A 21,441-nucleotide genomic window follows, 5' to 3' on the forward strand; every position below is an offset into this window, starting at 1 on the left:
GACCTGATGGGCGGTGGGGTCGGCTGAGACGGTCCACTCCGGGACGGGGCGGAACCGTGTCGAGGCGCCGTCTCCCGGAGATCGAGCATTTTCCGTGCCTCAGGCGAGGCGAAGGGCGGCACGGCGCGCTTCCGCCGCCCAGCCGTTGCCGAGTCCCTCGACACGCTCTGCCGCGCGCAGCGTCCGCAGGTCGGTGCGCTCGTTCGGCACGGTGTAGTAGCGGCGGCTGGCGTAGACGAGCGCGTCGTTCGGCGCTCTGTCGGCGAGGGCGATCACCTCGCAGAACAGCACGTCGTGGGTCGCGACGCTGGTGCGCGAGACGATGCGGCAATCGAACGAGACGAGGGCGCCGGCCAGGACCGGCGCGCCGGTCGATCCGGCGGTCCAGCGCGCCGCAGCGAACCGTTCCGCCATCGGGGTCCTGCCGCCGAAGGCATCCGCCACCGTCCTCTGTGCGGCGGTGAGCGTGTTCACGCACAGGCTCGTGTTGCCGCTGAACGCCGCAAAGGCCGACGAAGAGCGGTTGAGGCAGACGAGGAGCGTCGGCGGCGTGTCGCTGACGCTGCAGACCGCGGAGGCCGTGAACCCGGCCCGGCCGCCGGGACCGTCCGTGGTGACGAGATGCACCGCGCTGGCGAGCAGGGCCATCGCGTCGCGATAGGCCAGCGCGGTAGTGTTCGTGTCGATCGCAGTCATCGCGATGGCCTCTCGCAGAGCGGTCTCACGGCCGCGCCAGGAAGCGCAGCAGCGCTTCGTTGAAGAGATCGGGACGGGTCACGCTGTGGGCGTGGCCGCCATCGATTGCGAGCTCGAGACGGGCATTCGGCAGTCCGGCTGCCAGACGCTCGGAGGCGGTGTAGGGCACCAGCACGTCGTCGCGTGCGGCCATGACCAGGGTCTCGTGTGGGATATCGCCGAGGCGCCCGGTGAGGTCGTAGGATTCGAGCGCGCCGATCCGCGCCAGGGCATTGGCCTCGCCAGGGAAATGGGCGATCCCATGCGCCTCGTCGGCGGCCAGGCGCTCGGCATTCGCCGCAATCCAGGGCGCCGGATAGAGGAAGATCGCCTGGGCTCGAACGAAGGCCTCGACCCCAACCTTGGTCAGCAGGGCCTTGCGGGCAGCGAAGCAGCGGCGGGTGGCCGGCGACATCGTCTCCCAGCCGTTGATCACGACGATGCGCCCGACGCGATCCGGGTGATCGAGGGCGAGCTGCAGCCCGATCAGGCCGCCCAGAGCGTGGCCGACGATGTCGGCAATTCTGACATCGAACCGGTCGAGCGCCGTCAGCATGTCGCGGGACATCTCCGCGATGTCGTGGCCTGGTTCGAGTTGATCCGGCGAGCGGCCGGTGCCGCGGTGATCGTAGGTGACGACGCGCAAACGCTCCGTCAGCGCCGCCATCTGCGGCGCGAAATATCCGGAGGAGCCGCCGAGCCCGGGCGAGAGCAGCACCGTGCGGCCGTCGCTCCGGCCCTGGACCTCGCAATGGATCGGCGCGGCCATCGGCTCAGGCCGCCTTGCCGAGATGCGCGACCGAGGCGATCTCGATGAGCGCGTCGGGCTTCACCAGGCCACACTGGATGCAGTAGCGCGCCGGCTTCTCGTTGGGGAAGTACTCGGCATAGACCGCGTTTATCGCGGCGTAGTCGGCCCAGTCCTTCAGGAAGATGTGGTTGAAGGTGACGTCGTCCATCGTGCCGCCGGCGGCCGTGACGACGCCCTTGATCGTCTCCAACACATGCCGCGTTTGGGCAGAGGCATCGCCGACATGGACGACGTTGGCCTCCGCATCGAGCGGCAAGGTGCCCGAGACGTAGAGGACGCCATCGGCGAGCGTGCCCGGGACGTAGGGCGCCAGCGGCTTGCCCGTTCCGGGCGGGATCACGACGGTCTTGGGCATTCTGGGACGATCTCCGCTGTCGGGACGGATCACTCGGCAGCGAGGGCCGCGCCGGGCTTCAGGGCCGCCTCGAATGACGCAACATCCGAGACCCAGCCGAAAAAGGTCTCGATATTGAACAAGGCGCTCTCCTGCAGGGACGGTGGACCGGCCTGATAGGTCGCGTCGGCAAGGACGATGCCGAAATATTCGAGAAAGAAACCGTCCCTCAGCGTCGACTCGACACAGACATTCGTGGCGATCCCCGTGAAGACCAGGGTGCGAATGCCTCGGGCGCGCAGCAAGCTGTCGAGCTGAGTATTGTAGAAGCCGCTATAGCGCGGCTTCGGCAGCACGATGTCGCCAAGCTCCGGCGTCAGCTCGTCGACGAGGGCATAGTCCCAGGAGCCCTTCGAGAGCAGGCGCTGGTTCAGCTCCGGCCGACGGCGCATCGTCTTGAGCGCGTTCGACTTGTGCCAGTTCGGCGAGCCCGGCCCCCCGGCCTCGATGTAGTCGGGGTCCCAGCCGTTCTGGAACCAGACGATCGGCATGCCCGCTGCTCGGGCAATTACCACGGCCTTGGCGATGGTCGCGATGACCGGGCCCGTCGCCGAGACGTCGAAGCCGGCAATGTCGAGGTAGCCGCCCTTCGAGGCATAGGCGTTCTGCATGTCGACGACGATGAGCGCGCTGGCCGCGACCTCGAAGGCGACCGGCTCCGGCCGGGCCGGCAAGGTGATGCTGCCGTAGCGACCGGCCGGGTCGCGGTATCCCGCGGGGGCTATATCCGACATCAGGCTACCTGCGGGAGCGGTGCGGCGGCGCCGGTAATGTGACGACGCGTCTCCATCAGCGGCTGGATCTTCTGGCCGAAATCGTCGAGCCCTATGAGGAAGTCGTCGAAGGTCAGGAGCACGCCGCCGGTGCCGGGCACCGTCATGACCTCGTCGAGCAGGCGCGCGACCGTGGCGTAGGAGCCCACCAGGGTACCCATGTTGATGTTCACGGCCGAGGTCGGGTCGGCCATCTGGCGGACATTGGTGTCGCTGCCGGATTTCGTATCGGCGGCGCCCTGGACGCCGAGCCAGGCGATCGCCTCCTGGTCGGCGCCGGCCTTGTAGTGCTCCCACTTAGCGAAGGCCGCCTCGTCGGTCTCGTCCGAGATGATCATGAATAGGACGTAGGAGGAGACCTCGCGGTCGGTCTTGGCCTTGGCTTCCTCCAGCCGCGCCACGGTCGGCGCGAAGGCGGTGGGCGTGTTGATGCCCTTGCCGAAGCAGAAATTATAATCCGCGTAGGTCGCGGTGAAGGCCATGCCCGCGCTGCTCTGCCCGGCGCAGATTATCTTCATATCGGCCTGGGGGCGGGGGCTCAGACGGCAATCGTCCATCTGGAAGAACTCGCCCTTCAGATCGCTTTTTCCTGTCTCCCAGAGATCGCGCAGGATCTGAGCGTATTCGGAGAGATACTCGTAGCGCCGGGCGAAATACTCGTCGCCGGGCCAGAGGCCCATCTGCGAGTATTCCGGCTTCTGCCAGCCGGTGATCAGGTTGAGGCCGAAGCGGCCGTTCGAGACCGAGTCGATGGTCGCGGCCATGCGGGCAACGATAGCCGGCGGCAGACATAGGGTCGGGGCGGTGGCGTAGAGCTTGATCCGACTGGTCACGGCGGCGAGCGCCGACATCAGCGTGAAGGAATCGAGGTTGTGGTCCCAAAACTCCGTCTTCCCGCCGAAGCCGCGCAGCTTGATCATCGACAGCGCGAAGTCGAGGCCGTAGCCCTCGGCCTTCAACGTGACCTGCTTGTTGAGCTCGAAGCTCGGCATGTATTGCGGAGCGTTCTCCGACAGCAACCAGCCATTGTTGCCGATCGGGATGAAGACGCCGATGTTCATGGGTTCGGTCATGGCCACCTCGCATGCCCGCGCCACCACTGCATTCGGTCCGTGAGATCCCGTTAGACGCCGATCTCACAACAGTCGAACACGCTCGATGACTTGCGCTGAACATGACGCTAGCGAGTTGGACCGGATGGTCAAACTCCAGATCGGCGGAATTTGACCATTTGCACAAACTCTCCGCGCGATGCCCGCGCAATGATCGGACTTTGCTTATGGCAGCGGCGAAATGACGAGCCGTCCGACGGCCGTTCGCCTTCGAATCAAGAGAGGTTGAGGCTCGCCAGGATCAGGCGCTGCGTGCTCGCAACAGTGGCTTCGAAGAAAGCCTCATCCGACAGCGAGCGCCCCGTGATCGCATCCACCTGTGTCGCGAAGTCGGCGTAGTGCTGCGTGATCGCCCAGATCGAAAAAATCAGGTGGTAAGGGTCGTGGCGCGCGATGCGGCCTTCCGCCATCCAGTCCTGCAGCACGGCCACCTTGGTCTCGACGAGTGCGCGCAAAGGACCTTCGAGCTCCAGACGCAGCAGCGGCGCCCCCTGGACGATCTCCAGGCAGAACAGGCGTGAAGCCTGCGGCTCGTCACGCGACAGCGCGATCTTGGTGCGGATGTAGGCGCGCAGGGCTTCGGCAGGCTCGCTCCGCGCATCGAGCGCCTTGAGGGGATCGAGCCAGACATCGAGCACCCGCCGGAGCACCGCGACGTAGAGGATGTCCTTGGAAGGGAAGTAATAGAGCAGGTTCGTCTTCGAGAGACCTGCGCGCTCCGCGATCTGGTCGATGCTCGCCCCATGCAGGCCGAGTGTGGAGAAAATCTCCAGCGCCGCATCGAGCACGGCATCGCGCCGGATCTCGCCATCACGCCGACGACGACGCTGCACGGCTCCGCACTCAGATCCGGCCAAGACGCTAGCTCCACTTCGGCGGCACCCGCGATTACCCTACGCCTCCCGCGTGGTCGAGGGTGTCGAACGGACGAGCAAGTGAGCGACGATCGCAAAGCGCGCGATCGCGATCGGAAGAACCGTGACGATGGACGTCAGCCTGTCTGGTCACGGCCAACAACGAAGAAAATCCGCCGATCGCCTCAAGGCACGACACTATATCCGCGACGATCGCGTCACGCTCAAGGTGGAGACCCAGACCAACAGGGCAGCGGCGCTGAACGCCGCTCCCAGCGCCGAGACGCCGAGCCAGCCGGTCTCGGCATAAGCCGTGGTTGCGGCGATCGCTCCGAGGGCGCTCCCGATCGAATAGAAGACCATGTAGCCGCCCACGAGCCGGCTTCGCGCTTCGGGATGGAGGGCGACGATCATGCTCTGATTGGTGACGTGAACGGCCTGCACGGCAAGATCCAGCAGGATCACACCGACGACCAGACCGGAGATCGAACGCGGCAGGAGCGCGATCGGCGCCCAGGATGCGAGCAGAAGCGCGAGCGAAACGCCCGTCGTCCATTGGCCCAGACCGCGGTCTGCGAGCCGGCCTGCCCCCGTCGCGGCCATGGCCCCCGCCACGCCGACGAGGCCGAACAGTCCGATCTGGGTATGGGAGTAGGAAAAAGGTGCGACGCTGAGCGGCAGCACCAAAGCCGTCCAAAAGGTGCTGAACGATGCGAAGATCAGGAGCGCGAGGACGCCGCGGACCTTGAGGACTGGCTCGCGGACGAAGAGGGCCGGGATGGAGCGAACCGTGGCTGCGTAGCCCTCGGTGCGTCCCGGCGCTTGCTCTTTCGGCAGGACCCGGCCGAGCAAGCCGACCTTGGCCAGCGTCAGAAAGGCGGAGGCCCAATAAACCCCCCGCCATCCGCCGAGATCGGCCAGCCATCCGGCGACGAAGCGTGCGGCGAGGATGCCGATCACGACGCCGCTGGTCACCCGCCCGACAGCGCTGCCGCGCGCATCCGGCGTCGCGAGGGTCGCGGCGAAGGACACCAAGACCTGAACCACGACGGCCAGCAGCCCCACCGCTGCCAAGCCGGCGAACAGAATTGCTTCCGTCCGGGCCGTGGTCACGGCGAGCAAGGCGATGACCGAAAGCAGGCCCTGGCCCAGGATGAGACGGCGGCGGTCGACGAGGTCGCCGAGCGGAACGATGGCGATCAGACCGAGCCCGTAGCCCACCTGCGTCAGGGTGACGACGAGGCCGACCCTGGCCGGAGAGATCCCAAGATCGCGCGCCATCGCGTCGAGCAGAGGCTGCGCATAATAGACGTTCGCGACGCTGAGGCCGGCCGCCACGGCAAAGACCAGCGTCGTGATCCCCGACAATCCGCCCGGCGGCCGCGAGGGGTGGCGGCTCTCATTGGCAAGACGCATGACGATCCTCCGCGCACGGCAACTGGTCTTAAATTGAGACCAGTTGCCGTGCGCGAGATCCAGTTCTATTTTAGAACCAGTTTGGGCCGAGAGAGGCGCCGTCGTGGTCAAGCGGGTCAGCCTGTGGAATGCCGGATGCCCGGTGGCGCGCGCCCTCGACGTGATCGGCGACTGGTGGTCGCTCCTGATCATCCGTGACGCCGTCGATGGCGTGCGGCGCTTCAGCGAGTTCCAGAGCGGCCTAGGTATCGCAAGGGGCGTCCTGGCGACTCGGCTTCGCGACTTGACCGAGCGGGGCATCCTGGAGACGGCGCCCGCTTCGGATGGCACTGCCTATCGGGAGTATGTCCTGAGCGAGAAGGGGCGTGGCCTCTTCCTCGTGATCGTCGCCCTCCGTCAGTGGGGAAAGGATAACCTCTATCGGCCCGAAGAGCTTCGATCCTCGCTGGTGGATCGTCAGACAGGGCATCCAGTCGCGCGTTTGAAATTGCACGCTCTCGATGGTCGGCCCCTCGGGTGGAGCGACACGCGCGTCGACAAGATGATTGAAATCTATCCGAAGGCCTGATCCGTCACAGCGCTCCATTTTACTGAAGATCGCCCTAGCCGATCCATCGGGCTGTCCGCTTGTAGGAGCGACGAAGATTGTTCCGACGACCGTCTAGGGTCGACACCCGCTGGAACGCCGACGTCTGCTTCAGATCCTCGGGCAGCCCGAAGCCGTCAGTCCGTTATCGGCCAGCTCCTGCCGACAGCTTCGCGCCCATTTGCGTCGTAGCCGGCGATCCAAAGCTTCCTCGAAACCAGACGTTAGTTCTGCCGAAGCTTCGGTGGCCGTGCGTCCTTGGCGATCAGTCAGGCTTAGACAAAGCCGATAACAAAATTCGTATCAATCTACATGAACCGGTCCGCTCCGCCGGATGCCTCGATCGTGTCGCCTGTGACGAAACCGTTCCGGCTGGACACCAGGAAAGCAGCGATGGCGGCGATTTCCTCGGGCGTCCCAGCGCGGCCGATCGGCGTCATCTCTGCGCCGACCCGGGCAAGGACCTCGTCATCGCTGAGACTGGCCAACTCGGACCGATTGCGGCGGACGGCCGGAAGCATGTTGTTGGCCCAGTTGTCCGTGGCGACGGCGCCGATCCCGATCGCGTTGACCAGAATACCGTCTGCTGCAACTTCGAGCGCCAGGGACTTCGTCAGGTTGTTGATCGCTCCGCTGAGCACATGCGAGATCAAGAGCTTTGGATTCGGATAGATCCCGCCGATCGAAGACATATTCACGATGCGGCCCCAGCTCTTCTCTTTCATGTGTGGGATGGCGGCCTTGCAGAGCCGACGCATCGAGACGAGTTTCAGCATCGTCATCTCGTCCCAGTCGCTTTCGGACGAGGTCATCAAGCCGCCGGCATGCGCTCGGCCGGCATTATTCACGAGGATGTCGAGAGAGCCGACAGCGGATAGGGCAGCCTCCACGACCCGATCGGCTGCCCCGGCGCTGGCGACGTCGATCGCGAGCGAGGCGACCTTTGCCCGGCTCTTCTGCTGAAGTTTCGCCTCGGCGGCTTCGAGCCGGTTCTGGTCTCGCGCGACGATCAGCACGGAGGCACCGTTCGCCACGAGTTCTTCCGCGACCGCGAAGCCGATGCCGGTGCTGGCGCCAGTAACGACGGCCGCGCGGCCGGTAATGCCGAGTTCCATGACGTGATCCTTATTTTCGATTAGTTTGGAAGACGGGTATTCTTCGTCTCCGGCAGAAAGCAGAGCGCGGATAGAGAGAGCAAATACAGACAGGTGAGCGCCAGAACGGTGGGCTGATATCCGCCTAGACTAGAGAAAAGAAATGCCGTCAGCACGGGGAGGGGAAAGGCAACGAGGCGGCCCAGGTTGAACACGACGCCTGATGCCGTGGCCCGAATGCGTGTCGCGAACAGCTCGGGCAGATAGATCGGCATCCATGAGAAGACGCCGAGCGTGAATATTCCGAGGATGAAGACTGCGATCAAACTCGGCAACAATGCCGGCGGCACCAAATACATCAGGATGCCGGATAGAATGGCGCCTCCGAAGACGCAGGACATGTACAGCTTGCGTCCAAGCGCCTCGGCCAGGAAACCAGCCGAGATGTAGCCCACGATGGCCCCTGCATTGTAGACGAGGGCGCTTATGCTGGCCCAGGTCGCGGCATGGCGGCCCTCCTTGGCGGCAATCGCGCCGATGAAGGGGCCAGTGAGTGCGCTGATCGCGTAGAAGACCGACACGGTCACTGCTGCCATGACGAGGGTCGCGATCGCCCGGGAACGGGCTTCCCGATCCTGAAGAAGCTCGATCACGGTGAAGTCCCGCTTGGTCGGCGCGGATCTCCGCTCGGCGACCGCCTCCTGCCAGAGCTTCGATTCACCGACCTCGCGACGGATGTAGATCAGGGCAATTGCCGGCAGGACGCCGATCACGAACATCAAGCGCCATGCGTCGGGTCCGAGCGGCTGGATGAAGAGCCACAGTCCCGCAGCGAGGAAGAAGCCGAACCCATAGCCGGATTGCATGACTCCGAGCGCCTTCGCTCGGGCGTGGTCCGGCCAAGTCTCGGCCACCAACGCCGTGCCCGTGCTCCATTCGGAACCGAGAAACAGTCCGGTGAGAAAGCGCAGCGAGATCAATGCGCCGATCGAATAGCTGGCGGCCGTCAGTGCGGTGAAAGCGCAGTAGCCGGCGATCGAGATCATCAGCATTTTCTTGCGGCCGACATAGTCCGCCAAGATGCTTCCGATGACCCCTCCGACCGCCCAACCGGCGAGCGTGGCGCTCAGTGCAGTCCCGATGCTGAGCCTTACCTCATCGGGGCCTGCGTTCGGGATGAGCGACGCGATGGCCGCGCCGCCGACGAGGATGAGGGTGCTCGTCTCGAAACCGTCGAACATCCAGCCGATGAAACTGCTGGTCAGCACACGTCGTTGAAGGGGCCCGATAGGCCCATCACCTGTCATTGTCACAGCGTCCTCCCGTCCAGTCTTCGCTGGATCGCTCGTGTTGTCCGCGATGAAGCGGCTTCAGTTTTTGATTTCGGCTCGCATGCGCCGGTTGAAGACCGGAAGAGCGAGCCCGCAAATCTCGAACCTGCTGAGGATCGGGAGGAGGAACGCCGAGGCGCCGTGGCGGTAGAGCCAGCCCACGTCGCCGGCCAGGATCGCCTCCCGCTCTTCTAGGTTCAGCGGCACGGTCGCCAGCGCGTCCGCGGGTTCGGACTGCATCCGCGCCCGAAAGGCGCTGTCATGCAGGACGCGGCGGCAGAGCTTCTCGACTTGATAGGCGCTCATCGGCCGACGCCTTTCGGAGTCCAGGCCGCGAAGGCGTTACCCAGTTCCGGCTGATTGACGAGGATGTCGGGCGTGGCCGGACCGACCGCGCCGAGCGCGGCTATCCAGGTGAGGAGCTCTCCGGCCACGTTCCCGGCTTCGAGCATCCGTTCCTGGCTCGCAGCCTCGATCAGGGTTTCGATGCGTCCGGTCCGGATCTGTTCGAGCACCCAACTCGCCCAGTCCGGGTCGGGGACGCCGAAGGTCTTGTTCTCGAAGGCGCGGGGTCCGCCGATCTCCAGGCTCAGGGAGCCGCTGGCGAGGATGGCGACTCGCTGCTCGTTGCTCCAACTCGCGATGGCCTCCGCCAGCGAGCGGCCCAGGCGATGGCAACGGCGGCTGCTCGGCAGGGGTGGGACGATGCAGTTGATGAAGACCGGGACGATCGGAACCGACATCTCGGGCGTGAGAAAGTGAAGTGGAACGAGGTGCGCGTGGTCAAGCTGGAACTCGAGCGAGCGCGCGACGTCGAATGCGTCCGCGACGAGGTGGCCGAAGAGATGCCGGGCGAGATCGGAGGCGACCTCAACCTCGTACCAGGGCATCTCCGGTGTCTGGTCGCTCGGTCCGGCCGTGCGATCCGCCAGCCCAATCGCGAAGGTGGGCCAGTTGTCGAGAAAGAACGTATTGAAATGATCGTTGCTTATGGAGACGATCACGTCCGGGCGTGCCGCCATCAGATGTCGTCCGATCTCGCCGAAGAAGCGCGCCGTTTCGGAACGCTCCCCGTTCGCCTTCACCTCGGCCACGAAGCTCGGGGTATGCGGCACGACATAAGCTGCGACGATGTCCGCCAAGAGCATCCGCCTTCATGAGTGTCCGGCGCGCGATGCGTCCGGCAACGCGAGACGAATGCGTTTCACAGCTATGGGGCTTGGAGTCTTTGGCGCTTCGTTTCAGACTCCTGAAAACGGGAGCGGCTCAGTAAGCATCGGAGAGCCGCGAGACGTACCAGCTTCGAGCCGCCCGCCAGTCCCGCGACGACACTCCGCTCGGGAGCAGGTCGAGGTATGGTTCGAGGAGCGCGCGTGCCTCGTCCCGACGACCATGATCGGTGAGAAGCTTCACCAGATCGAACACGACCCGCAGGCCGAGAGCGGGGGCTTCCTGACGTTCGGCGATGTCCAGAGCCCGCCTCAGCTCGCGCTCGCGCGAGGCCGGAGTGGGATTGGTGATCTGCGCGCGAACCCGCAGAAATTCTGACCATGCCCAATGGGCCTCGTCTCGGCCGTCGTCGACGCGATCAGCCAATCGCAAGAACGCTTCGCGGGCGGGATGATCGACATCGGCGTTGATGAGCAGATCCGTGACGAGCGTCGAGTAGAGCGGATCGAAGTCCATGCCGCTGGTAGACGCGAAGACACGCTCGATGCGGGCTTGCGGACGTTCATCGTTGCCGGTCGTGGCCCAGGCCATGAACAACTCGCCGTACACCGTCCAGAACCCGAGGCCATGCCGGCTCGCGGTCTGGACGAGCAGCGGCGCCGCGCGTTCGACGGCAGTCTCATCGCCGTTCAGGGCATGAACCATGCACCAGCCCTCGGCGAGCGCGCAGCAGAGCGTGCAAGCGTGGTCGAGCGCGCGCGCTTTTTCCAAGGCGTCACGCGCAACGTCGATAGCCGTCGCGAACTGACCTTCGATCCACAATATGCGCGAAAGGAAGGCGAGCCCGGCGACGCGTTGGTCGAGACCGAAGCGAAATCGCTGAATCGGAGGGTGCCGATCGTACCATCCGAGTGACGTCTCGATCAGGCGGCGTCCCTCGGCATGTTGGCCCAGGAAATGATGGGACACGCCCGCGATACGCTGCCCTGCGGCGAAGGCCTCACGGTCGTTTCCAAGACTGGCCCGCTCCATCATCTCTCGTGCATGGCGAAGCGAGCCCGCATAGTCGCCGCAGCGCAGATGAAAGAGCCACAATCCGTAATGAGCCTGGAGCCCGACTTCGACGTCGGAGAGTTCCGTGGCGAGTTCGAGGGCACGGCTCCAGGCATTCCTGGTCTCGGCGACGGGGCCTTTTGCCCATGTCAGGCAGGCGCCGAGCGCCGTCTGGGCGGCCATCTCGGCCTGAGAATGGATCGGACCCTGGATCGCGATCCCGCCGAGAATCTCGGAGATCCGGCGTTGGCCTTCATCGTGTTGGGAGTGCTGAATCCAGAATGGCGCCGAGTGTGAGAGGATCGTGACGCCCAGGTCGACATCGCCGGACGCGGAAAGCGCCCAGTCGAGGGCGGCCCGGATATCGTCCAGGCCGGTCGCGTGACGGTTCAGCCAGTCTTCGGTGGGCAAGATCCGCCAATCGACGGAGGCTTCCTCGGACATCGCGGCCGTGAAGCTCGCGTGCCGACGGGCGATCCCGTCGACCTCGTTGCTCTCGGCAAGCTTCTCCAGCGCATCGAAGCGGATCGTTTCCAGCATGTGGAAGTGGGGCTCCGGCCTCCCGGCATCGACGAGAAGGAGGGATTTTCCCTCGAGCTCACCAAGCGTGTCTGCCGTCTGCCACTCCTCTTCCAGGTTCCCCGCCGCAACCTGATGCGCGGCCTCTGGAGTGAAGGCACCCGGGAATACAGCTAGGCGCCGGAACAGCCGCTTCGCCTCTGGGCTGAGCAGATCGTGGCTCCAGTCAACCGCGTTGCGCAGCGTGCGGTGCCGGGCCAGAACCGTTCTGCGCCCGGCGGTCAGAAGCTTGAATCGATCGTCCAGTCCGGTGAGCACGCCGGTCACGCCGAGCGCGGCAACCCGGGCCGCCGCGAGCTCCAAGGCGAGCGGAATGCCATCAAGCCGGCGGCAGATCTCACTGACATCGCAAGCATTGGTGTCCAGAAGCTGGAATTCGCGGGCTCTCTCCTTCGCCCTTTCCACGAAGAGCTCCACCGCCGGATGTCCGAGCGCCTCGCTCGCTTCGCGCATGGTCTTGGGCGGCACCGCGAGCGGACCCAGCCGAAAGACATACTCTCCCGGCATGCCGAGTGGTTCCTGGGCCGTACCAAGGACGCTCAGATTCGCGCTGACTTGCAGGAGGTTCGCCAAGACTTCGGCGGCCGCCTCCACAACATGCTCGCAATTGTCGACCACCAACAGGATGCGGCGGTGTTCGACGTAGCTCCTGAGCCGACCGGGCTGACGTAGCACCGAAGCCGGGATGGAGAGCGCCGTGCCGATCGTTGGCCAGACGAGTTGGTCCTCGGACAGTTTGCCGAGCTCCGCCAGGAATACGCCATCAGGAAACGCGGGGACGAGCCGACGACCGACCTCGTTGGCGAGCCGCGTCTTGCCGACGCCTCCCGGTCCCACGATGGTCACGAGCCTGGCGCGACCCAGGAGCCCCTCGATCTCCGACACCTCCGTCGATCGGCCGATCAGGCTCGTGATAGCGTTCGGCAGGCTGCAGGTCGCAGCGCGCTGGGGCAGATCGGCATGGAGTTGCACCTGCCCCTCGACCGCATCCGTTCCGAGCAGAAGGCGGTAGCCGCGTCCGAACTCGGTCGAGAGCAGGTCCCTGTCGGGGCCGAGCGCCTTCCTGAGCGCAGAGATCTGCGCTTGGAGATTGTTCTCCTCGACGACCGCCCCGCTCCAGACCTTCTCGATGAGCTCGTCTTTTTCGACCAGACTGCCGCGGGCTTCGACGAGCACGCAGAGGAGATCGAAAGCGCGCGCTCTCAACTCTACCCGGTAGTCCCCTCTCACGAGGATACGCATCTCCGGGTAGATGCAGTGGCATCCAAACCGGTGTCCCAACCCGTTGGATTGGCTTAGTTCAACAGACAAAGGCGCGCGTGCTCGCATCCGACGAACCTAACGGCGCTACTCGCCCGTGTCTCGATGTGCCGCCCTTAGCAAAGGTTCTCGGAGAAAGTTCCGACCAGCGAACCCAAACGGGCGGCTGAGCGCCCAAACTAGCCGCCCGGACCAGCACCGGCGCTTATCCAGAGCAGCCGTTCGTCGGCCGTCCGGCAGCTTCGCCGTGGTAGTCCCTGGGGTGACGATTGAGCTTTACCGCCGTCGGCGCGTTCACTCCGTGTCCTCACCCAGACGGGAGCCTCGATGTCGAGCCTATCCGAGCGAAAGGCTCGCCTGATCGTCCACGGCGATCAGCCCTACAATGCCGAACCGCCTCTGGGTCGACTGCGCGCCTCCTACCGGACTTCGGCGGAGAACTTCTATGTCCGCTCGCACGGCGATCTTCCGGACCTCGACTTAGAAACCTGGCGCATTGCCATTTTTGGCGGAGCTGGTGTCAGGCAGGAACTTTCGCTGCACGACCTGCAGACCCGTTTCCCGGAAGCTGTGGTCACGGCAACAATGCAATGTGCGGGCAATCGTCGCGCCGACATGCGCGCGGTTGCCCCGGTATCGGGCGATCCATGGGATGCCGGTGCTATCGCGACGGCCGCTTGGACCGGAGTCCGGCTCGGAGACATCCTGCGCGAGGCGGGTGTTGCGGATGGTGCGGATCTCCACGTGGCCTTCGAGAGCCATGACATGGTGGAAGGACGCCCGTATGGAGCATCGATCCCACTCCGCAAGGCAATGGCGCCCGAAACCTTGCTCGCCTACGCCATGAACGGCGAGCCCCTGCTCCCCGAGCACGGCTACCCAGTCCGCGCGGTCGTGCCTGGCTTCGCCGGCGTTCGCAGTCCGAAATGGCTCCGGCGCCTCACCGTGCAGGACCACCCGTCCGACAACCCAATTCAGGCCGAGGATTACAAGCTGTTCCCGCCCGGCGTGACCGCAGAGACGGCGGACCCGACCAAGGGGCATACCATCGACACGATGCCGCTCAACGCCGCGATCTGTGATCCCGAACGCGGAGCCACCCTTAAGGCCGGACGGAACCGGGTTCGTGGCTACGCAGTAAGTGGCGACAGAGCCATCGTGCGCGTCGATGTTTCCGGGAATGGCGGCCGGTCCTGGACGCAGGCTGATCTGGAGCACGAACAGGATGCGCCATTCGCCTGGACGTTCTGGAGCGTAGAACTCTATCTGGCTCCAGGCGAGCATGAGCTCGCCGTTCGCGCTTGGGACATGGCCGGCCAGACGCAACCCGCGCTGCCGACCGACACCTGGAATCACAAAGGTTACCTTTGCACCTGTTGGCACCGGGTGCGGATCAGTGTGATCGATCAGAACATGAGTAGCTTGATCCCCGCTTCGAATGGCCCAGGCGGCCCGTGAACGGACGGGTTCGCGACATCCGCTCTGTGACGTATCCGCCGCAAGGGAGCGGACCGGCAAAGATCCAACCAACTCAGCCGCTCTACTTCCGAACTTAAACTAGTGGCCCGGACCAGCACCGGCGCTTATCCGGAGCAGCCGTTCGTCGGCCCGCCGGCAACTTCAATTCGGGATGGCTAGCGGAAGTTGGCTCAACGCCTACAAGCGGACCTTCGGCTTTGCGCCCATGGCGTCTCTCGACGAACGCTGTCAGCACCACCAAACCAGATATCGATAAAAACACCTCGGCCTGCCGCAATGAAGCGAGCAATCCAACCAGGTTTCGTCCGAGAATTTTGATGCCGGCAAATGCCTTTGCCGCCGAGGGGACCATTCCTCATCGAAACTCCTGGATTATGAGCAGGCGCGCTCTGTTAGCCTCCAGCCCGATACCGACGGATCGATGCCGCCGTTCGGGTATTGAGACGGATCGCTGGAAACAGACACGACCGATCAGCAAAGCGCGCTTCGGCAGAGCGACGCGCAAGCTCGACTTGTTGCGCTCGACAGCGATCGAAGCCGCTTCGAGAAACTCTTTGAGACGATTGATGACGGTTTCTCGGTTGTTGATTGCGTCATTGATTGCAGCGCGCTCCGCTCGCGGAGGCTTCACCCCGGGGAACCAACGCGGGCCAGAGCCGGTCTCCGGAGAGAAGATCGTTCGAACGGAGAGACCACCATGCCTTTCATTGCGGCCCATGACGGCACACAGCTCTTCTGCAAGGATTGGGGAAGCGGTCGGCCGGTGGTGCTGATCCACGGCTGGCCGCTGGACGCGGACATGTGGGAGTTCCAGCAGCTGGCGCTCACCGAGGCGGGCCTGCGCACCGTCGCCTACGACCGCCGCGGCTTTGGCCGTTCGGATCAGACCTGGTGCGGCTACGATTACGACACCTTCGCCGACGACCTGAAGTCTGTGCTCGACGCCCTCGATCTGCAGGACGTGGCGTTGGTCGGGTTCTCGATGGGCGGCGGCGAAATCGCCCGTTACATGAGCCGTCACGGCGGCGCCCGGGTGACCCGAACGGCGCTCGTCTCGGCGGTGACGCCCTACATGCTCAAGGCCGCCGACAACCCAAAGGGCGTTGACGCATCAGTGTTCGACGGCATGATCGCCGGGCTGAAGAACGACCGTCCGAACTTCATAGCGACCTTCTCCAAGACCTTCTTCGGGGTCGGGATGATCTCGTCTCCGGTCTCGTCCGACCTGATCCAGTGGACCGGCAACCTCGCGATGCTCGCCTCGCCGAAGGCGACGATCGCCAGCGTGACAGCCTTCGGCGAGACCGATTTCCGCGCCGACATGAGCGCGTTTCACGTGCCGACCCTCGTCATCCACGGCGATGCCGACCAGACCGTACCGATCGACGTGTCGGGCAAGGCCACAGCCGCCTCGATCCCCGGTGCCGAACTCGTCATCTACGGAGGCGCGCCGCACGCCGTGCCGTTCACCCATGCCGAGCGGCTGAACAGGGATCTCATCACCTTCCTGAAGGGCTGACCCGCTTTCCGCTCACCACGATCCGAGGAACCATGACAACGAGCCCGATCCTCCAGCCCGTCACGATCGGTGACCTGGAACTTAAGAACCGCATTGTGATGGCGCCGCTGACGCGCAGCCGCTCGTCGACACAGGGCGTGCCACCGGATTTCGCCCAGGATTATTACGGCCAACGCTCGAATGCCGGCCTGATCATCTCGGAGGCGACCAACATCTCGCCTCAGGCCGTCGGTTACGCCTACACCCCCGGCATCTGGACCGAAGCGCAGGTCGAAAGCTGGCAGAAGATCACATCGACGGTCCACGCCAACGATGGCCGGATCTTCCTGCAACTCTGGCATACTGGCCGCATCTCGCACCCGGACGTTCAGCCTGACGGTCAGCTCCCGGTCTCGGCTTCGGCGATCAAACCGACGGGCAGCGCTTTCACCGAAGGCGGCATGAAGGAGCACGTCACGCCGCGCGCGCTCGAGACCGACGAGATCCCCGGTATCGTCGAGCATTATCGCCGCGCCGCCGAGAACGCCAAGCGCGCCGGCTTCGACGGCGTCGAGATTCATTCCGCCAATAACTACCTGCTGGAGCAGTTCGTCCGCGATTCCACCAACAAGCGCACCGATCGGTACGGCGGCTCGATCGAGAACCGCCTGCGCTTCCCGCTAGCGGTGGTCGAGGCCGTCACCGAGGCCTGGGGCGGCGGTAACCGCGTCGGCATCCGCCTCTCGCCCGCCACCACACAACCTGGCGAGACCCCGCTCGATTCGACCACGCACGAGACCTTCGGCGCCTATGTCGACGCACTCAACGCCTACGGTCTGCTGTACATCCACACGATCGAAGGCGTGACCCAGCAGACCCGCGACGTGCCGGACGGCGTCGACTTCCTTGACCTGCGTCGCCGGTTCGAGGGCGCCTATATCGGCAACAACCAGAACACCCTGGATCTCGCTGAGAAGGAACTAGCCGAGGGCCGCGCCGATCTGTTCAGCTTCGGCCGGCCTTACCTCGCGAACCCCGACCTAGTCGGGCGGCTGGCGAGCGGGGCACCATTAGCCGAGGCGCCCAAGCAATATTGGTACGGCGGCGGTGCGACCGGCTACTCCGACTGGCCAGGCATGGACGGGCCGGTGCTGGTACGGCGCTGATTGCCCTTCGGAGATCAGCCCATCGCCGACCGCGACCGACTCGATCTCCATTATCTGGTTAGCATCGTGCCGGAAGTCGAAGAGCACCCTCGATGCCGACGTCGAGGGGCCTTCATGCCACCGGGCCGGATCGCGCCAAAAACTGTCGTTCGAGTTGGTTTTACGACCGCCTCGAAGCGGACGTAAGCGCTGCAACTGAGAAGGTTAGATAACTCCTAGTCCGTCTTCGAACGCCATTTTTAACAAGTGGACGTTCGGCAGGCGCGAGCCGTCAAGAGCAGCGTCGCCCGGATGCGTGGCCGTGCCGACTATCGGCACGGCCTCAGATTGATCCTCAATTCACTACGCCGGCACGACTAGGTTCTTGCGCGTCGGCAGCCCGTCGATGTTGGCACGCTCCAGCTTCGTATGCGCTTGCACGAGGGCATGCGGAGTCAGGGCCATCCACTGCGCCAGTGAGAGATCGGCGTAGTTTGGACTGCGGAACATCTCGAGAAAGGTCAGCTTCTCGCTGCCGGTATTCTCGATGTAGTGACCCATGGCGAACGGAACGTAACCAACATCCCCAGCTTGGTAATCGAAAGTGCGTGCCTTCGATTCCGATCCGAACACCGTCATCCGGCCCTTTCCCGAGAGGTAGTATTGCCACTCGTCGCCGTTCGGATGCCAGTGCATCTCCCGCAAGGCCCCGGGTTCGAGCTCGAAGAGGGCGGCGGCAATCGTCTTCGAGGCTTTGAACAAAGACGAGTCGGTGATGCGCACCGTACCGCCCTTGGTTCGAATGGGATCCTGCGCGGTCATGCGGTGGACGAACGGGTTCGGCACGGGACCGGCGCCCTCCAATCTGTCGCCGGCCAGCGTGCCGGGTTTCGGCGCGGGGAAAATGTACAGTTCCTTCTCGGGAATGTTGGCGAACGCGCTCTCGGGAAGGCCGAAGTTCTTGGCGAGCACATCCTTGGGCGTGTGCGCGAGCCAATCGGTGATCAAAAAGGTGGAATCCTCGGAGAAGGCGCCGTCATCGAAGACGAGGAGGAACTCGCAGCCGTCGACCTCGCTCTCCAGCCCCTGGATCGAGTGCGGGATGCCGGAGGGGAAGTACCAGAGGTCGCCTTCACCCAGATCGTCGGCGAAGGTGCGTCCGTCCTGATCGATTGCGGTGACCCGCGCCTTGCCCTTCAGCATGTAGGCCCACTCGGCTTCCTTGTGCCAATGCATCTCCCGGACGGCATTGGCCTTGAGCCGCATGTTGACGCCGGACATGGCCTTGGAGATCGGCAGTTCGCGGATGGTGGTTTGACGAGCCCAGCCGCCCTCTTCGAGCCGCATATGGCTGTCGGCGAACGACCATTTCAGGTTCGGCAGGGTCCCGTGATCGGTCTTGGGCGGCGCGACGGTCCAACGGTCCTGCGCCTCGCGGGCCGGATTGCGAGGGCCGAGCACGTCCGCGCCGTCACCCCCTCGAATGGGGATTGGGCCATCCGCGGTTGCGCCTTGCGCTCGTGGGCTTGTCGGCATGGTCGCTGCTCCGACCGTGGCGGCTGCGATGAAGCCGCGACGTGACATGTCGTCCATGAATGGTCCTTGATTCGAGCGGATGAACGGGCTGTCATTGATCGTGAACGTCTCGCGGGCGACCATCCTGGCCGCGTGGGAGACGTCCAGCGCGAACGCTGCAGCTCACGTCTTGTTCGATCCGGTTCGTCCGCTGGGGCGACTTGGTGCGCCCTTTTCCTTGGTCTTGCGATCCGGTGCCGGACAGTCGACAGCGGAAATCCGGTCACCGCCTCGAACGATTAGCGTGGTGTGCCTGAAACTAATCGCGGCCCGAGCCCGTAGCCATACTGGAAGAACGATCGTTTCCACGCGCGAAGCCCTGGCTTCAGTGCGCGATGAGTATTGTCGAAATACTGCAACGTAGATAATAAGTCTGCATTTATTGAACAACAATAGAATGATCTTGTTGCCCTGTCGGCTGGATAAAAAATTCGGCTTTACAGGAGAAATCTCATGAACAAGTTCACGCTTGCCTTGACCGCGTTGACCGCCCTTGGCGGTGTCGCCTTCGCGGCCGGTTCAGCCACGGCTGCACCGATGTCCGTCAATGGCATCCAGTCCGAGAGCGGCGTCACCCAGGTGCGCATGATGCAGGGCGATCGAATGATGATGAAGAAGCGCATGATGCGGAAGAAGATGATGAAGCGCCGCATGATGAAGAACCGTATGATGAACGGCGGCATGTGATCTTACACGCCCGATACTTCCGGAGGTCCCTGAACAGGGACCTCTATCTGGCGGCCACGATTTCGAGGATGACCGCTTGGCCCGAACCTACTTGACCCACTCTGCGCCCGAGACCGGCGAAGTCGAGCGTCGCCGTTGGATGTTCCGGCATCCCGTCGTCATCCGCATCACACACTGGATCAATGCGATCTGTCTTCTGGTCTTGCTCATGAGCGGCCTGCAGATCTTCAACGCCCATCCGGCCCTGTACTGGGGCAACATCTCGACCTTCGACACGCCATTGATGGCGATGTCCTCTACCGAGGACGACCCGCCCAAAGGCGTCACGACAATGTTCGGGAAAACCTTCGACACCACCGGCTGGCTTGGCTCCTCGGCGGGTGCCGACGGCGAGCCGGCGGATCGCGGCTTTCCCTCTTGGTTGACCTTGCCGAGCGACCAGGATCTTACCGGCGGCCGCTCCTGGCACTTCTTCTTCGCCTGGGCCTTCGTCCTGAACGGCCTCGCCTACCTGCTCTACGGGGTGATCAGCGGGCAGCTTCGTTTCCGGGTCATCCCGTCCCGCGACCAGGTCCGCCATTTCGGCGCGTCGGTGTGGGAGCACGTGACGCTGCGTTTCCCGCAAGGCGACGAGGCCAAGCGATACAACGTCATCCAGAAGCTCACCTACCTCGTGGTCCTGTTCGTGCTGCTGCCCGTGCAGGTGCTGGCGGGCCTTGCGATGTCTCCCGCGATGGATGCGGCGTTCCCATTCCTGCTGACGCTGTTCGATGGACGGCAGTCGGCGCGCACGGTCCACTTCGTCGTGGCGGGGCTGCTGGCCCTGTTCGTGATCGTACATGTCGCCTTGGTCGTGCTCTCCGGCTTTTGGAACAACATGCGCGGCATGATCACCGGCTGGTTTGTGATCGAGCGCAAGGTCGTGCCGGCCGGCGTCGCAGGGGAGCCCAGGGCATGAGTCTTCGTCCGAGCCGACGCGCCCTCCTGACTGGGGCCTCAGCCGTAGCCGCTGCAGCCATGCTCGGCGGCTGCGACCGCCTCGGCAACACGGAATGGTTCCAGCGCACGCTCAAGACCGGAGAGGACGCCAACCTCTTCGTCCAGCGCCTGCTCCTGACCGAACGCTCCTTGGCCCCTGAATACGCCGAGGCCGACATCTCGCCGTGGTTCAAGCCGAACGGCACCGAGGACCCGCCGGACAAGCCCTACAAAGCCCTAGCGAAAGGCAAATTCGCCAAATACCACCTGGAGGTCGCCGGCCTCGTCGAGGCCCCCTTCAAGTTGTCCCTGGCGGAGCTCCGTAAGCTTCCGGCTCGCACGCAAGTCACCCGGCATGATTGCGTCGAGGGCTGGAGCGCTATCGGCAAATGGACCGGGGTGCCGCTCGCCGATCTTCTGACTCGGGCCAAGCTCAAGCCGGAGGCGCGCTACGTCATGTTCCACTGCGCCGACACGATGGATCACGGCGAGGATGACGGCGGATCGGACGACGCGCAGGATGCCGGCTCCGACGAGATGACCCCCGTTGGCAACGCCAACCCGGCCATGACCAAGCAGGCGGGCACCGGGGAGAGCAGGAAGGATGCCGGTGGCCAGCAGGGTTCGGCAGAGACCGGAGCCAGCGGCGGATCGCCGGTCAGGTACTACGAGAGCCTCGACCTTGTGGACGCGTTCCATCCGCAGACGATCCTCGCCTACGACATGAACGGCAAAGCACTTCCCGTTTCGAACGGCGCCCCGCTGCGGCTGCGCGTCGAACGGAACCTCGGCTACAAACAGGCGAAGTACGTGATGCGCATCGAGGTGGTCGAGAGTTTTGCCCACATCGGCGATGGCAAGGGCGGATATTGGGAGGATCAGGGCTACGCCTGGTACGCCGGAATCTGACT

At 64.3% G+C, this 21,441-nt stretch carries 21 protein-coding genes; 7 read left to right on the forward strand and 14 right to left on the reverse strand.

Annotated features, from left to right (window positions below; all coding sequences use genetic code 11):
- Nucleotides 1-99 precede the first annotated feature (99 nt).
- The 7 genes from GGR33_RS17515 to GGR33_RS17545 form a co-directional block, all read right to left on the reverse strand.
- Nucleotides 100-696: a flavin reductase gene (locus tag GGR33_RS17515; protein WP_183507532.1), complete on the reverse strand. Its 597-nt coding sequence runs from the start codon at nucleotides 694-696 to the stop codon at nucleotides 100-102.
- Between the two features lie 25 nt (nucleotides 697-721).
- On the reverse strand, nucleotides 722-1,504 hold the full coding sequence (gene rutD / locus GGR33_RS17520; RefSeq protein ID WP_183507534.1) for a pyrimidine utilization protein D: 783 nt from the start codon (nucleotides 1,502-1,504) through the stop codon (nucleotides 722-724).
- Nucleotides 1,505-1,508: 4 nt separating this feature from the next.
- Nucleotides 1,509-1,901 carry a pyrimidine utilization protein C gene (rutC, locus tag GGR33_RS17525; RefSeq protein WP_183507536.1) on the reverse strand — a complete coding sequence of 131 codons (393 nt, stop codon included), beginning with the start codon at nucleotides 1,899-1,901 and terminating at the stop codon, nucleotides 1,509-1,511.
- 29 nt (nucleotides 1,902-1,930) lie between these two features.
- Complete coding sequence (gene rutB, locus GGR33_RS17530) at nucleotides 1,931-2,674, reverse strand: pyrimidine utilization protein B (protein ID WP_183507538.1); 744 nt, start codon at nucleotides 2,672-2,674, stop codon at nucleotides 1,931-1,933.
- The gene (gene rutA, locus GGR33_RS17535) at nucleotides 2,674-3,774 is read right to left on the reverse strand and encodes a pyrimidine utilization protein A (RefSeq protein WP_183507751.1); all 1,101 of its coding nucleotides are present in this window, start codon (nucleotides 3,772-3,774) and stop codon (nucleotides 2,674-2,676) included. Before rutA ends, rutB begins: the two co-directional genes overlap by 1 nt.
- A 266-nt stretch (nucleotides 3,775-4,040) precedes the next feature.
- Entirely contained in the window at nucleotides 4,041-4,682 is a 642-nt protein-coding gene (gene rutR, locus GGR33_RS17540) for an HTH-type transcriptional regulator RutR (protein ID WP_183507540.1), read from the reverse strand.
- Between the two features lie 195 nt (nucleotides 4,683-4,877).
- Nucleotides 4,878-6,095, reverse strand: coding sequence for an MFS transporter (locus GGR33_RS17545; RefSeq protein WP_183507542.1), 1,218 nt, complete (start codon nucleotides 6,093-6,095; stop codon nucleotides 4,878-4,880).
- Between the two features lie 103 nt (nucleotides 6,096-6,198).
- Here GGR33_RS17545 and GGR33_RS17550 point away from each other — a divergent pair, with 103 nt between their 5' ends.
- Entirely contained in the window at nucleotides 6,199-6,663 is a 465-nt protein-coding gene (locus tag GGR33_RS17550) for a winged helix-turn-helix transcriptional regulator (RefSeq protein ID WP_183507544.1), read from the forward strand.
- Nucleotides 6,664-6,989: 326 nt separating this feature from the next.
- Here GGR33_RS17550 and GGR33_RS17555 read toward each other — a convergent pair whose 3' ends face one another.
- The 5 genes from GGR33_RS17555 to GGR33_RS17575 all read right to left on the reverse strand — a co-directional run bounded on the left by GGR33_RS17555 (nucleotide 6,990) and on the right by GGR33_RS17575 (nucleotide 13,237).
- The gene (locus tag GGR33_RS17555; RefSeq protein ID WP_183507546.1) at nucleotides 6,990-7,796 is read right to left on the reverse strand and encodes an SDR family oxidoreductase; all 807 of its coding nucleotides are present in this window, start codon (nucleotides 7,794-7,796) and stop codon (nucleotides 6,990-6,992) included.
- Between the two features lie 20 nt (nucleotides 7,797-7,816).
- Nucleotides 7,817-9,043 (reverse strand): MFS transporter, encoded by a 1,227-nt coding sequence (locus tag GGR33_RS17560; protein ID WP_183507548.1) that lies wholly within the window; start codon nucleotides 9,041-9,043, stop codon nucleotides 7,817-7,819.
- Between the two features lie 102 nt (nucleotides 9,044-9,145).
- Complete coding sequence (locus GGR33_RS17565; RefSeq protein ID WP_183507551.1) at nucleotides 9,146-9,412, reverse strand: hypothetical protein; 267 nt, start codon at nucleotides 9,410-9,412, stop codon at nucleotides 9,146-9,148.
- Nucleotides 9,409-10,248, reverse strand: a complete 840-nt coding sequence (locus GGR33_RS17570) for a DODA-type extradiol aromatic ring-opening family dioxygenase (protein WP_183507553.1) — start codon at nucleotides 10,246-10,248, stop codon at nucleotides 9,409-9,411. The genes GGR33_RS17565 and GGR33_RS17570 overlap by 4 nt, the downstream gene beginning before the upstream one ends.
- A gap of 124 nt (nucleotides 10,249-10,372) precedes the next feature.
- Nucleotides 10,373-13,237, reverse strand: coding sequence for an ATP-binding protein (locus GGR33_RS17575; RefSeq protein ID WP_425488791.1), 2,865 nt, complete (start codon nucleotides 13,235-13,237; stop codon nucleotides 10,373-10,375).
- 258 nt (nucleotides 13,238-13,495) lie between these two features.
- Here GGR33_RS17575 and GGR33_RS17580 point away from each other — a divergent pair, with 258 nt between their 5' ends.
- On the forward strand, nucleotides 13,496-14,626 hold the full coding sequence (locus tag GGR33_RS17580) for a molybdopterin-dependent oxidoreductase (protein WP_183507557.1): 1,131 nt from the start codon (nucleotides 13,496-13,498) through the stop codon (nucleotides 14,624-14,626).
- A 376-nt stretch (nucleotides 14,627-15,002) separates the two neighbouring features.
- Here GGR33_RS17580 and GGR33_RS17585 read toward each other — a convergent pair whose 3' ends face one another.
- Nucleotides 15,003-15,365, reverse strand: coding sequence for a hypothetical protein (locus tag GGR33_RS17585; protein ID WP_183507559.1), 363 nt, complete (start codon nucleotides 15,363-15,365; stop codon nucleotides 15,003-15,005).
- On the opposite strand from GGR33_RS17585, the gene GGR33_RS17590 reads away from it, so the two are divergent.
- Both GGR33_RS17590 and GGR33_RS17595 read left to right on the forward strand, forming a co-directional pair.
- Nucleotides 15,345-16,166 (forward strand): alpha/beta fold hydrolase, encoded by an 822-nt coding sequence (locus GGR33_RS17590; RefSeq protein WP_183507561.1) that lies wholly within the window; start codon nucleotides 15,345-15,347, stop codon nucleotides 16,164-16,166. The genes GGR33_RS17585 and GGR33_RS17590 overlap by 21 nt on opposite strands.
- 32 nt (nucleotides 16,167-16,198) lie before the next feature.
- Complete coding sequence (locus tag GGR33_RS17595; protein ID WP_183507563.1) at nucleotides 16,199-17,311, forward strand: alkene reductase; 1,113 nt, start codon at nucleotides 16,199-16,201, stop codon at nucleotides 17,309-17,311.
- Between the two features lie 342 nt (nucleotides 17,312-17,653).
- Here GGR33_RS17595 and GGR33_RS17600 read toward each other — a convergent pair whose 3' ends face one another.
- On the reverse strand, nucleotides 17,654-18,883 hold the full coding sequence (locus GGR33_RS17600) for an oxalate decarboxylase family bicupin (protein ID WP_183507565.1): 1,230 nt from the start codon (nucleotides 18,881-18,883) through the stop codon (nucleotides 17,654-17,656).
- A 435-nt stretch (nucleotides 18,884-19,318) separates the two neighbouring features.
- Between GGR33_RS17600 and GGR33_RS17605 the strand changes: the two genes are divergently transcribed.
- The 3 genes from GGR33_RS17605 to GGR33_RS17615 all read left to right on the forward strand — a co-directional run bounded on the left by GGR33_RS17605 (nucleotide 19,319) and on the right by GGR33_RS17615 (nucleotide 21,439).
- A complete protein-coding gene (locus tag GGR33_RS17605; protein WP_183507567.1) occupies nucleotides 19,319-19,552 on the forward strand; it encodes a hypothetical protein in 234 nt (77 codons plus the stop codon).
- 76 nt (nucleotides 19,553-19,628) lie between these two features.
- Nucleotides 19,629-20,510 carry a cytochrome b/b6 domain-containing protein gene (locus GGR33_RS17610; RefSeq protein ID WP_425488792.1) on the forward strand — a complete coding sequence of 294 codons (882 nt, stop codon included), beginning with the start codon at nucleotides 19,629-19,631 and terminating at the stop codon, nucleotides 20,508-20,510.
- The gene (locus GGR33_RS17615; RefSeq protein WP_183507569.1) at nucleotides 20,507-21,439 is read left to right on the forward strand and encodes a molybdopterin-dependent oxidoreductase; all 933 of its coding nucleotides are present in this window, start codon (nucleotides 20,507-20,509) and stop codon (nucleotides 21,437-21,439) included. The genes GGR33_RS17610 and GGR33_RS17615 overlap by 4 nt, the downstream gene beginning before the upstream one ends.
- Nucleotides 21,440-21,441: the final 2 nt, after the last annotated feature.

It is taken from the genome of Methylobacterium brachythecii (assembly GCF_014196345.1).
Taxonomy (GTDB): Bacteria; Pseudomonadota; Alphaproteobacteria; order Rhizobiales; family Beijerinckiaceae; genus Methylobacterium; species Methylobacterium brachythecii.

What these genes read in the sequence shown, in the direction of transcription:
- rutC (WP_183507536.1), bottom strand. Translation starts at nt 1,901, where the DNA reads ATGCCCAAGACCGTCGTGATCCCGCCCGGAACGGGCAAGCCGCTGGCG.
- GGR33_RS17545 (WP_183507542.1), bottom strand. Translation starts at nt 6,095, where the DNA reads ATGCGTCTTGCCAATGAGAGCCGCCACCCCTCGCGGCCGCCGGGCGGA.
- rutA (WP_183507751.1), bottom strand. Translation starts at nt 3,774, where the DNA reads ATGAACATCGGCGTCTTCATCCCGATCGGCAACAATGGCTGGTTGCTG.
- GGR33_RS17585 (WP_183507559.1), bottom strand. Translation starts at nt 15,365, where the DNA reads ATGGGCCGCAATGAAAGGCATGGTGGTCTCTCCGTTCGAACGATCTTC.
- GGR33_RS17515 (WP_183507532.1), bottom strand. Translation starts at nt 696, where the DNA reads ATGACTGCGATCGACACGAACACTACCGCGCTGGCCTATCGCGACGCG.
- GGR33_RS17575 (WP_425488791.1), bottom strand. Translation starts at nt 13,237, where the DNA reads ATGCGAGCACGCGCGCCTTTGTCTGTTGAACTAAGCCAATCCAACGGG.
- rutD (WP_183507534.1), bottom strand. Translation starts at nt 1,504, where the DNA reads ATGGCCGCGCCGATCCATTGCGAGGTCCAGGGCCGGAGCGACGGCCGC.
- GGR33_RS17600 (WP_183507565.1), bottom strand. Translation starts at nt 18,883, where the DNA reads ATGGACGACATGTCACGTCGCGGCTTCATCGCAGCCGCCACGGTCGGA.
- GGR33_RS17595 (WP_183507563.1), top strand. Translation starts at nt 16,199, where the DNA reads ATGACAACGAGCCCGATCCTCCAGCCCGTCACGATCGGTGACCTGGAA.
- GGR33_RS17615 (WP_183507569.1), top strand. Translation starts at nt 20,507, where the DNA reads ATGAGTCTTCGTCCGAGCCGACGCGCCCTCCTGACTGGGGCCTCAGCC.
- GGR33_RS17565 (WP_183507551.1), bottom strand. Translation starts at nt 9,412, where the DNA reads ATGAGCGCCTATCAAGTCGAGAAGCTCTGCCGCCGCGTCCTGCATGAC.
- GGR33_RS17590 (WP_183507561.1), top strand. Translation starts at nt 15,345, where the DNA reads ATGCCTTTCATTGCGGCCCATGACGGCACACAGCTCTTCTGCAAGGAT.
- rutB (WP_183507538.1), bottom strand. Translation starts at nt 2,674, where the DNA reads ATGTCGGATATAGCCCCCGCGGGATACCGCGACCCGGCCGGTCGCTAC.
- GGR33_RS17580 (WP_183507557.1), top strand. Translation starts at nt 13,496, where the DNA reads ATGTCGAGCCTATCCGAGCGAAAGGCTCGCCTGATCGTCCACGGCGAT.
- GGR33_RS17605 (WP_183507567.1), top strand. Translation starts at nt 19,319, where the DNA reads ATGAACAAGTTCACGCTTGCCTTGACCGCGTTGACCGCCCTTGGCGGT.
- GGR33_RS17555 (WP_183507546.1), bottom strand. Translation starts at nt 7,796, where the DNA reads ATGGAACTCGGCATTACCGGCCGCGCGGCCGTCGTTACTGGCGCCAGC.